This is a genomic window from Streptomyces sp. NPDC006393 (assembly GCF_040628575.1).
In the GTDB taxonomy this organism is placed as follows: Bacteria; Actinomycetota; Actinomycetes; order Streptomycetales; family Streptomycetaceae; genus Streptomyces.
The window spans coordinates 1-9,762 of the sequence record NZ_JBEXZD010000177.1; the positions used below are offsets into that span (position 1 = coordinate 1).

Annotated in this window: 10 protein-coding genes and 1 pseudogene; 4 read left to right on the plus strand and 7 right to left on the minus strand. The window is 73.0% G+C overall.

All coding sequences use genetic code 11. From position 1 onward, the window contains the following. The 4 genes and pseudogenes from ABZ484_RS37425 to ABZ484_RS37440 all read left to right on the plus strand — a co-directional run. A pseudogene (locus tag ABZ484_RS37425) lies at positions 1–678 on the plus strand (MFS transporter); the annotation flags it as partial. Further along, positions 675–1,289 (plus strand): PaaI family thioesterase, encoded by a 615-nt coding sequence (locus tag ABZ484_RS37430; protein ID WP_358870417.1) that lies wholly within the window; start codon positions 675–677, stop codon positions 1,287–1,289. The pseudogene ABZ484_RS37425 and the gene ABZ484_RS37430, both read left to right, overlap by 4 nt. Further along, positions 1,286–2,620, plus strand: a complete 1,335-nt coding sequence (locus ABZ484_RS37435; protein ID WP_358870418.1) for an MFS transporter — start codon at positions 1,286–1,288, stop codon at positions 2,618–2,620. The genes ABZ484_RS37430 and ABZ484_RS37435 overlap by 4 nt, the downstream gene beginning before the upstream one ends. Before the next feature lie 231 nt (positions 2,621–2,851). Further along, complete coding sequence (locus tag ABZ484_RS37440) at positions 2,852–3,340, plus strand: hypothetical protein (RefSeq protein ID WP_358870419.1); 489 nt, start codon at positions 2,852–2,854, stop codon at positions 3,338–3,340. Between the two features lie 49 nt (positions 3,341–3,389). Here ABZ484_RS37440 and ABZ484_RS37445 read toward each other — a convergent pair whose 3' ends face one another. The 7 genes from ABZ484_RS37445 to ABZ484_RS37475 form a co-directional block, all read right to left on the minus strand. Beyond that, complete coding sequence (locus tag ABZ484_RS37445) at positions 3,390–4,424, minus strand: EamA/RhaT family transporter (protein ID WP_358870420.1); 1,035 nt, start codon at positions 4,422–4,424, stop codon at positions 3,390–3,392. Continuing rightward, positions 4,411–5,679 carry an ATP-grasp domain-containing protein gene (locus ABZ484_RS37450; protein WP_358870421.1) on the minus strand — a complete coding sequence of 423 codons (1,269 nt, stop codon included), beginning with the start codon at positions 5,677–5,679 and terminating at the stop codon, positions 4,411–4,413. Before ABZ484_RS37450 ends, ABZ484_RS37445 begins: the two co-directional genes overlap by 14 nt. Further along, entirely contained in the window at positions 5,676–7,190 is a 1,515-nt protein-coding gene (locus tag ABZ484_RS37455; RefSeq protein ID WP_358870422.1) for a cation:proton antiporter, read from the minus strand. The genes ABZ484_RS37450 and ABZ484_RS37455 overlap by 4 nt, the downstream gene beginning before the upstream one ends. Beyond that, positions 7,177–7,707, minus strand: coding sequence for a deoxycytidine triphosphate deaminase (locus ABZ484_RS37460; protein WP_358870423.1), 531 nt, complete (start codon positions 7,705–7,707; stop codon positions 7,177–7,179). The genes ABZ484_RS37455 and ABZ484_RS37460 overlap by 14 nt, the downstream gene beginning before the upstream one ends. Continuing rightward, a complete protein-coding gene (locus tag ABZ484_RS37465) occupies positions 7,704–8,258 on the minus strand; it encodes a hypothetical protein (RefSeq protein ID WP_358870424.1) in 555 nt (184 codons plus the stop codon). Before ABZ484_RS37465 ends, ABZ484_RS37460 begins: the two co-directional genes overlap by 4 nt. Then, the gene (locus tag ABZ484_RS37470) at positions 8,255–9,340 is read right to left on the minus strand and encodes a hypothetical protein (RefSeq protein ID WP_358870425.1); all 1,086 of its coding nucleotides are present in this window, start codon (positions 9,338–9,340) and stop codon (positions 8,255–8,257) included. Before ABZ484_RS37470 ends, ABZ484_RS37465 begins: the two co-directional genes overlap by 4 nt. Further along, on the minus strand, positions 9,325–9,762 hold a 438-nt coding region (locus ABZ484_RS37475), incomplete at its 5' end, for an SRPBCC family protein (protein WP_358870426.1). The genes ABZ484_RS37475 and ABZ484_RS37470, both read right to left, overlap by 16 nt.

Consider the following 9,762-nt stretch of genomic DNA (forward strand, 5'->3'; position numbering starts at 1 on the left):
CGCGGCTCCGCCGTGTCCGCACGCCGCACCTGGCTGCCACGTGGGCTGGGCGACCGGCGGTTTCTCGCGGTGACCGGGCTCAACGGGGTGCTGGTGCTGCACCAGACGATGCTGAACGTGGGTGTGCCGCTGTGGGTGGTGCGGCACACCTCCGCGCCGGTGGCCGTGGTCCCGCTGTTGTTCGCGCTGAACACGGCGCTGGTGATCGGGTTGCAGATCCGCTTCAGCCGTGGCGTCCGGGAGGAGGGCCAGAGCCGCCGGTCCCTGTGGTGGGCGGCGTGGCTGCTGGCCGCGACCGGGCTGCTGCTGGCCGCCAGCGCGGGCCCGGGCCGCGCCGGGGCGCTGGTGCTGCTGGTGCTGGCGGTCGGCACGCTGACGGTGGGCGAGTTGTGGCAGTCGATCGCGGGCTGGGCGCTGCCGGTGGACCACGCGCCCGAGGGGCGGCGCGCGGAGTACCTGTCGGTCTTCAACCTCGGTGTCACCGTGCAGGCGGTGCTGGGGCCGCTCGCCGTCACAGCGGTGGTGGGGCTGGGCCCGGCGGGCTGGCTGCTGCTGACGGCGGTGTTCGCCGGTGTCGCGCTGCTGACGGCGCCGGTGCTGCGGGCCCTGGAGCACACCACCCGTGCGCTGCCCGCCGCCGGCGAGCCGCGCCCGCAACGGCAAGAGCAGAGCCGATGACGGGCGCGGCTGTGCACCGGCACGACGCGGCGGTGCACCGGCACGGCGCGGCGGCCGGCGCGGCGTCCGAGCGGGCCGTGCCGCCCGGCGGGGCCCGGCCGCCGTGCTCGCCGGTGCTGCTGGGGGAGCCGCGGGTGCGGGTGCCGCATGTGCCGGACCATCCCTCCTGCTTCGGGTGCGGGCCCTCGCCCGGTCTGGGCCTGCGGGTCGTCGAGGAGGACGAGCGGGGTGTCCTCGCGGAGCTGTCCCTCGGGCGGGTGCACCAGGGCGCCCCCGGTATCGCGCACGGCGGCATCGTCGCCGCGGTGCTCGACGAGGCCACCAGCCTGGCGGTGTGGCGCGCGCTCAACCGGCCCAACGTCACCGGCCGGCTGGAGGTCCAGTTCCTCGCCCCGGTGCCGCTCGAGGAGCCGCTGCGGGTGCGGGCGAGCTGTACGGCCGTGGCCGGCCGGAAGGCGTACGCCACCGCGGACCTGCACGTCGGCGGCGTGGACGGGCCGGTCGCGGCGAGCGCGGCGGCCGTCTACATCGCCGTTCCCGCAACGCACTTCGACCGGCACGCGACCGCTGCCGGCCCCCACGATCCACGGACCTGTCAGGACGGACCATGACCCAGAACACCCTCACGGGATCCCCGTCGGCGCCCAAGGTGACGTCCGCCGCGCCGTCCCCGCGCCGGCCGGCGGCCACCGGACGCATCGCGGTCGCGAGCATGATCGGCTCCGCCGTCGAGTGGTACGACTTCTACCTCTACGGCACCGCAACCGCTCTGGTCTTCAACAAGCTGTTCTTCTCCTCTCTCGACCCGGTCGCCGGGGTCCTGGCCGCCTTCGCCACCTACGCCGTCGGGTTCGCCGCGCGACCGCTGGGTGCCGCGGCGGCCGGGCACTTCGGCGACCGTTGGGGGCGCAAACCGGTGCTGGTGGTGTCCCTGTTCACGATGGGCCTGGCCAGCGCCCTGGTCGGCGCCCTGCCGACCTACCGGCAGGCCGGGCTGCTCGCACCGGTGCTGATGGTGGTCCTGCGCATCGTCCAGGGGTTCGCGGTCGGTGCCGAGCAGGGCGGGGCCGCCGTGCTCACCGTGGAGAGCGCCCGCTCGGCGCGGCGCGGGCTGTGGGGCGGCTTCGCGATGTCGGGCTCCTCGCTGGGGCTGCTGCTGTCCTCCGGCGCGTTCGCGCTGACCCAGGCACTGCTGGACGACCACCAGTTCGCCGTCTGGGGCTGGCGGGTGCTGTTCCTGTCGAGTCTGGTGCTGATCGTCGTCGGGCTGGTGCTGCGGGCCACGATCGACGACCCGGAGGCGTTCACGGCCGCGCCCCGGGTGGAACGACCGGTGTACGACACGCTGCGCCACCACCGTGGCCCGCTGGTCCTGGCCGTCGGCCTGCGGGTGTCCCAGACCGCCGTCTCGTACTTCTACACCATCTTCGTGCTGTTCTATCTCACCGATCACGGCCATCACGGCAAGGGTCTCGGTGTCACGGTCATCACGGTCAGCGCGGCACTCAGCATGCTCACCGCCCCGGTGTGGGGGGCGCTGTCGGACCGGTTCGGGCGCCGGCCGGTGTTCCTGTTCGGGGCGGTGGGCAGCGCACTGTACGTCGCGCCGTTCTTCCTCCTCGTCGACACGGGTTCTCCCCTGCTGGCCGGGATCGCCGTGGTGATCGGTGTGAACGTCTTCCACGACGCCATGTTCGGTCCTCAGGCGGCCTGGCTGAGCGAACTGTTCCGCACCGGGGTCCGGATGAGCGGCGCCTCTCTCGGCTATCAGACCGGGGCGGTGCTGGGCGGCGGACTGCTGCCGCTGCTGGCCACCTCGCTGTATCTGGTGGCGTCCAGGACGCCCTGGCTGGTGTGCGCGTATCTGCTGCTGCTGTCGGCGCTCACCGTGACCGCGGCGGTGCGTGCCCCAGAGACCCGGGAGGGCGCTCTGGCGGCGTGAGAGCCGCCCCCGCGCGGCACGGGTGTCCCGCGCTGTCTCCCCTATAGCGTTCACCCCCCATCCATTGCAACGCATGGATGGGGGGTCGTTGCGTTAGAGTCAAGGTTGTTGCAACGAATTCTCTGCCTTCATCTGCACTGATGGTGACAACGCGCAACAAGTCTGTTGCTGGAATCACGAATGCAACGTAGCGTTTCCATTGTCAGAAACAGCGAGCCGGAGGAGGGCGCCATGCAGGAGAAGCGGATCCTTTGGGCCACCCCCGGGCCCGTCGCATCCTTTGTGCGGTTCGTGGTCCTCGGTGGCGGCGTCGGAGTCCTCTGCGGCTTCTCGGTGCCGCTTCTGGCCACGACCATGCCCTGGGCGGTCGCGAACGCGGCCGTCACCGTCGTCTCCACCCTGCTGTGCACCGAACTCCACGCCCGCTTCACCTTCGCCCGAGGGCGCGGCGCCGGATGGCGGGAGCACTGGCAGTCCGCGGGCTCGGCGACAGCCGCCTTCCTGACGACCGGCCTCGCCGTCCACGTCCTGCACCTGGTGCAGTCCTCCCCCGGCGTACTGACCCAGCAGGCCGTCTACCTCGGCGCCTCCGGCCTCGCCGGCACGGGCCGCTTCGTCGTCCTGCGCCTCTATGTCTTCGCCGGCCGCCGCGGCCGGACCGCACGGGGGCCGGCGCAGCCCGGCACGGCGCCCGCGCCCGCCCTCGCGGCGGCGTCCTAGGGGGCGAGACGCCCCCCGGGTCCTGTCGTCCGACTCCCTCACCCGAACGTCACGTCGAGGCCCGGGACGCGGTGGTCACGGTGGAAGCGCTGGTGGCGTTGGTGGCGGTGGTGGCGGTGGTGGCGGTGGTGGCAGCGGAAGCGGTGGCGGTGGCCCCGGGTTCGGGGCGATTCCTCATGCGGGCCCAGGCGCCCAGGCAGATCGACAGGCACAGGGCGGCCGTGCCGATGAGCGAGGTGGCCGACTGGTGGAGCCTCGGGTCGAAGAACTGGACGACGTAGGTGATGGCCAGGTTGGTGCCGAACAGCATGGACACCGTGATGGGTTCGGTGCGCACGATGCCCTGCTGGAGCAGATACAGGGAGATGATCACACCGACGCAGCCGATGGCGGCGATCGCCGTGAGGGTGCCCGCCGTGTAGGGGGCCGCGCTGTCGCGGACCGTCATGACCACGAACGTGGTCACGATGAGCAGCACGAAACGGGACGCCATCATCTGCGGGACCGTCATGCCGCCCTCGCTCAGCCGCTTGGTGAAGAAGGTGTTGCCGACGACGGCCACCGCCGTCAGCACACAGGCGGTCACACCGAACACCAGCTCGGCCGTGGACACCCCGCCGACCGCCGAGGAACCGGACCAGCTGGTGGTGAGGAGGAAGCCCATCGCGCACAGGACGCACCCGGCGGCGAACAGCTCCAGCGGCAGCGCCCTGGTGCCCGGCCGCAGCCCCTTGCCGATGAGGATGGTCAGGCTGGGGATCAGGCCGATGATGACGGAGTTCGCGACGACCGGTTCGAAGACGGTGAACGCGTACAGCACCGCCACCCAGCTGACGGTCGTGGAGACGTTGAAGGCCAGCAGGTCCGCCCAGTTGCGCCGGACGGCGACCACCAGGGCCCGCTTGTCACGGCAGACCACGAAGTAGAACAGCTGGGCCAGCAGGAAGGCGTTCAGGGCCAGGAACTCCGGCGACAGGTCCTGGACGAGGGCGCCTTCGAGGACGGACTTCGCGGAGTTGATGACGCAGTAGCCGAGGACGAGGGCGGGGCCGGCGGCCGGCGCCCAGCGGTCAGACGATGTCATAGAAGCCTTCTCCGTCGAGGTAGCGGGCCGTCATGTAGTCGCGCAGCACCACGCCCTCCACCTCGTGGAGGAGATGGACGAGCATCGGGTAGGTGAAGTCGTTGACGGTGCGGTGGACCGGGCCGCCCGGGGTGGCGCGCTCCAGGGTGCAGCGGAAGCTCTCCAGCGCCTTGAGCCGGGCCATCTTCGGATAGCCGCGCAGGGTGCCGGAGTCGGGCGCGATCATGTTGACGACGGTGGCGTGCCGGGCCACCTCGTAGTCGGTGCCGCACAGCCCGGCGAACTCCTCGGGCCGTACATGGGCCTCGACGGTCCGTTCCAGGTGGCCGGCGCCGATCGCGGCGGAGGTGAGCAGGGGCAGGTCCGCGCCGCAGACGCGGGCGCCGGTCTCGATCAGCCGGGGGCCGTCCGGGGTCAGTTTCAGTTCGGTGTGGGCGGGGCCGTTGCGGATGCCGAGGGCGTCCAGGACGCCGAGCGTGTAGGGAACGAGCCGGTCCTGTTCCGGGCCGTGGCGCACCATGAGCTGGGAGCCGCCGAGCAGGTCGCGTACGCCGTTGACGTCGAGGTGCTGGGTCTTCCAGATGTCGCAGACGTGGTGGCGGCCGTCCAGGCTGACGGTGTTGACGTAGTACTCCGAGCCGCTGAGGTACTCCTGGGCCAGGACCGTGGAGTTGTGCTGGCCCAGCGCGCTGTCGGTGCCGATGAGGGTGCCGAAGGCGCGCAGGACGTCCTCGGCGCTGTCGCAGAAGTGGACGCCGTCGTTGCCGGCGCTGCTGACCGGTTTCAGGACGACCCGGCCGGTCTGCCGGCCGTACCAGTCCAGGAGTGTGTCGCGGTCGCCGGCGAGGATCTGCTCGGCGCCGGGCAGGCCCGCGGCCTTGACGGTCTCGGTCATCCGGAACTTGTCGCGGCGGGCGGGGCTGAGCGCGGTGCCGTTGCCGCGCAGGCCGAGGCTCTCGGCGAGGGTGTCGGCGAGCTCCACTCCGCTCTCGATGCCGGCGAGCAGCGCGACGGGCTCGTGGCGGGCCACGGCGGCGAGGGTGGCGGCGAGGTCGCCGGTGTGGACGACGTGCGCCGCGAAGTCGCCGGGGCGGAAGGAGGGGGCGTAGACCGCCGGGACGGTGGGGGTGCTCTGCACATGGACACAGGTGTGGCCGCGGGCGCGGAACAGGGGGGTCAGATGGCGGGCCGTCGAGTAGGCGTCGACGATGACGACGACGGGGCCGCGGGCGTCGGCGGGGTGGATGGCGTTCATGGGCCGGTGCTTCTCTCTTCCGGGACGGCGACGGGCAGGTGACGGGGCGTGGGGGTGCGCCGGAAGCGGGGACGGGCGGGTGGCTGTCCGGACGGCGGTCCGGGTGGCTGTCCGGACGGCGGTCCGGGCGACGGTCCGGGCGGCGGGGGTGGTTCCGCGGCGGGGGGCCGGAGGGCTTCCGGGACGGGGGCGGACCGGCGGGCTAAGGCCGGGACGGGAGCGTCGCCACGGGCGGAGGCCGGGACGGGAGCGCCGACCGGAGTGGTGGTGGGGGTGGGGGGCTCGTCGGGGGCCGGGATCGCGCCCCGGCGGACCGCGTGGTGCAGCCACCAGCCCGCCAGGAGGGAGGTGAGGACCGCGGTCAGGATCAGGGTGGTGAAGAAGTGTTCCGCGATGATGCCCGCGTCGAGGGCCACGGTCGCGAGGACGATGCCGGGACCGCCGCGGGCGTTCATGGCGACGGCGAGGTCGGCCGAGGCGCGCGGGGGACGGCCGGTGAGCCGGGCCGCCCCGTAGACACCGGCGGTCTTGGCGGCGCAGGCCCAGGTGAGGAAGGCCGCCGCCGACCACGGGGAGAAGGCGTGGACCAGGTCCAGCCGCAGGCCTACGGAGGCGAAGTAGACGGGGATGAAGAAGCCCGTGGCCAAGCCGGTGATCTGGGACGGGACACGGGCGCCGGTCACCAGGCCCACGGCGAAGGCGCCCAGGAACGGTGCCACGCCCAGGAAGAGGCAGGCCGCCGCGGTCAGCAGCAGCACCGACATGGTCACGGGGACGGTGGCGGGGCGCCGCGCGGTCCTCGGGCGGGCCGCGAACGCCAGGGCGAACACGGCCAGGGAGGCGCCCGCGTGGTAGAGAGCGGCGCCCGCCGCGGAGTCGATGCCGAGCAAGGCGGCCGCCCCCGCCGGGTCCTTGCCGCCGGCCGTGGCCGCCAGGCCCACGGCGACGGAGATCACCACGTTGAGGACGACGTCCTCCAGCACCGCGACCGACAGCACGATCCGTGCGAAGCCGGTCGCGGCGATGCCGAGGTCCAGCATGATCCGGGAGATCACGGGGATGCTGGTGACGGCGATGGCGCAGGCGACGACGAGGGTGAGGGCGGCCGGGCTGTCCGCGGGCCCGATCAGGTGCCGTTCGTCGACCGCCCCGGTCAGCAGCAGTCCGCACGCGAACGGAACGGCCATGCCCACGACGGCGATCACCGCGACGGTGCGTCCGTCGTCGCGGGAGAACGCGCCGCGCATCTGTGTGCCGGCCGTGAACATCAGCAGGAGCAGGCCCAGCTGCTGCACCAGGGCCGTCGCCTCGCCGTGGCCCGCGGCGAACAGCCACCGGTGGGCTTGGGGAGCGAACTGCCCGAGCAGGGTGGGCCCGAGCAGCAGCCCGCCGGTGATCTCACCGACGACCGGCGGCAGGCCGAGCCGCCCGAACAGCCGCCCGGTGGCGTGGGCGGCCACGAGGAGGGCGGCGAGTCCGGTGAACACGCGCAGCAGTTCAGCGTCCGGCACGGGGCCGCTCCAGGCTGAACCGGGACGCCACGGCCGACGACGATCCGCTGTACTTGCCGCGGTAGGCGGCCGGTTCGCCGCGCATCGCCCAGAACGCCAGCTTGCCGATGGTCATGCCGGCGTAGACCCGGACGGGCTGGGCGACCTTCATCTCCAGCGTCCAGGGGAAGACGGCCCCGCTGTGGCCGAGCGGTGCCGAGTACTGGATCCAGATGCCCAGCGTGGAGGCGGAACGGCAGGCGTAGAGGGTGGCCGCGTAGTGAGGGCTGCCCATCGCCTCCATGGTGCCGCCGAGATACAGCCGGCCGGGCCGCAGCACCATGCCGTCGGGGCCCATCGTGGTGGCCCGGGCCCGCGGCGCCTCGAAGCAGTCGATGACGTCGCCGTCGTACCAGAGGACGTCCTCGGCGAGCCGGAAGCCGTAGCTGTTCGGTTCGAGGCGTTCGGGGTCGAAGTCGCTGATGTGGATGCGGCCCGCCTCGACCTCCGCGCGGATCTCGGGTCCGGTCAGGATCACAGCCAGCTCCTCAGCAGGTCGTGGACGGCGTCCCGGTACGCCTCGGGGCTCGCGCTGTTGTCGACGACGGCGTCCGGTTCGATGAGGTCGATGTGGCGGGTGGAGGCGTCGGCGCGGGTCAGGTCGCCGCGTTCGGCCAGGCGCTTGAGCCGCAGCTCCTCGGCGCAGGTGATCCGCAGGACGCGGAAGCCGTGGCGGCGCAGGGCGGGGGCGTCGACGTGGGGATCGCGCAGGTCGTCGTTGACGATCACGTCCGCGCGGGCGGTGGCGAGGCGGGCGAGGAAGTCGGCGACCAGCGCCTCGGGGTTGATGCGGCGCAGCGCGCCCGCGAGCCCCTCCAGGAGCTGCTGGTCCTGGGCGCCGGCGGGCAGGGCGGTGCCGGCGGTGCGGTAGACCTGCTCCTGGAGGTCGTACAGCGGCTTCGCGAGGGGGATGCGGGCGTGGCTGCGGCCGGTGTGACGGGCCCAGGTGCGGATGTGCGCGGCGCCGGTGGACTTGCCGGAGCCGGACAGGCCGACCAGGGCGATGCGCAGGGCGGGTGCGGCGGTCATGGGCACATCCCGGCGGCGGCGGCGGTGGCACGGGCCCGGACGAGGACGTCGTCGAGGTCGACGTCGAGGGTGCCGGTCAGGCGGATCATGTCGACGGGACGCAGCGCGGCGCGCAGCCGGGACAGGGAGCGGTAGAACGCGCTGTAGTCGGGGACGAGGTAGGACTGCCAGGTGAAGAAGGTCGTGTCGGCCTGGCGGTCCACGATCTTGTTCAGGTGGGCCCAGCGTTCGTTGTCGTCCTCCAGGCGGCGCACGGCGAGGGGTTCGCCGGGGCGGACCTGCGGCAGCAGCACGGTGGCGAGCCTGCGCGGCCGGGGATCGAACGGGCTGCCGAGCCACTCCTCGAACCGGTCGGGGTCGAGGAGGATCTTGTGCGAGGGGTCGAGCCGGCCGGGGTCGCTGCGGGTGCTGTCGCGGACGAGGCGTGCCAGGCGCTCGTCGGAGCGGATGGTGCCGACACCGACGTAGGGGCAGTCGCGCCAGGGGTGGACGAGGACCTGCTCGCCGTCGAGGGTGCAGAACAGCTTGTCACCGGTGAAGTACCGCCAGCCGCCGTGACGCAGCACGGACAGCAGGGTGGTGGTCTTCCCGGCGCCCTTGGGCCCGGCGACGGCGACCGCCTCCTCGCCGCGGGCGACGCCGGAGGCGTGCAGCACCACGGTGCCGAGCTGTTCCTGCCGGCGGATGACGAGGTCCCGTACGAAGTCGATGACCTGGACGGTGGAGCCGGCGGTGACGCGCAGCAGGAACGCGGTGTCGTGGGCGGTGTCGGCGGGCGCGTCGAGCAGGGTGGCGCGGTTGACGTACAGCGTGCGGGTGCCGGTGTCGACGCGGTGGGCGTCGAAGGTGAACTCGGGGGCGCTGCTGCGCCGGATCGTGGAGCGCGGGATCCGCCACACCTGCGCGTCGACGTCACGGTCCGGGTCGTAGGGGTGCACGGCGATCCGGAAGGCGGGCGGGCGGTGCGCCGTCGGGGACAGCAGGTGGCGGAAGAAGCGGCGGACGGGCTCGAAGGCGGCCTGCGCGGCGTCGTCGACGTCGAAGCGGACGGTGGTGTCGAGGAAGTTCAGGTGGTGGCGCACGGATCGCTCCCGGTGCGGGCGTGGGCGGCGGTGGCGGACAGGGCGCGCAGCAGGGCGTCGGCGTGGGCCTGGAGCGACTGGGTCCACATGGGTTCCAGCAGCGGGGTCAGGCCGTCGACCCCGAGTTCGAAACCGAGGCGGAGGCTGACGGTGGTGCCGGCCGGGGTCGGGTGCAGCGTCCAGTGGCCGGACAGCTCCTCCAGGTCGCCGTCGGTCTGCTCGAAGCGCAGGAGGGGGCCGGGCTCGGCGTGTTCCTGCTGGGTCCAGGTGGTTCTGCTGCCGTTGAGGAGGACCGTCCACCGGGTCGTGCGCGCCGCCGGTGCCGCGCCGCCGGTGGTCAGGGCCTCGACGGCGACGACGTGCGGGGCGTTGTGCACGAAGGTGGCGGCGTCCTTGACCAGCTGCCACACCTCGGGCGGGGT

What these genes read in the sequence shown, in the direction of transcription:
- ABZ484_RS37430 (WP_358870417.1), top strand. Translation starts at nt 675, where the DNA reads ATGACGGGCGCGGCTGTGCACCGGCACGACGCGGCGGTGCACCGGCAC.
- ABZ484_RS37450 (WP_358870421.1), bottom strand. Translation starts at nt 5,679, where the DNA reads ATGAACGCCATCCACCCCGCCGACGCCCGCGGCCCCGTCGTCGTCATC.
- ABZ484_RS37465 (WP_358870424.1), bottom strand. Translation starts at nt 8,258, where the DNA reads ATGACCGCCGCACCCGCCCTGCGCATCGCCCTGGTCGGCCTGTCCGGC.
- ABZ484_RS37440 (WP_358870419.1), top strand. Translation starts at nt 2,852, where the DNA reads ATGCAGGAGAAGCGGATCCTTTGGGCCACCCCCGGGCCCGTCGCATCC.
- ABZ484_RS37445 (WP_358870420.1), bottom strand. Translation starts at nt 4,424, where the DNA reads ATGACATCGTCTGACCGCTGGGCGCCGGCCGCCGGCCCCGCCCTCGTC.
- ABZ484_RS37435 (WP_358870418.1), top strand. Translation starts at nt 1,286, where the DNA reads ATGACCCAGAACACCCTCACGGGATCCCCGTCGGCGCCCAAGGTGACG.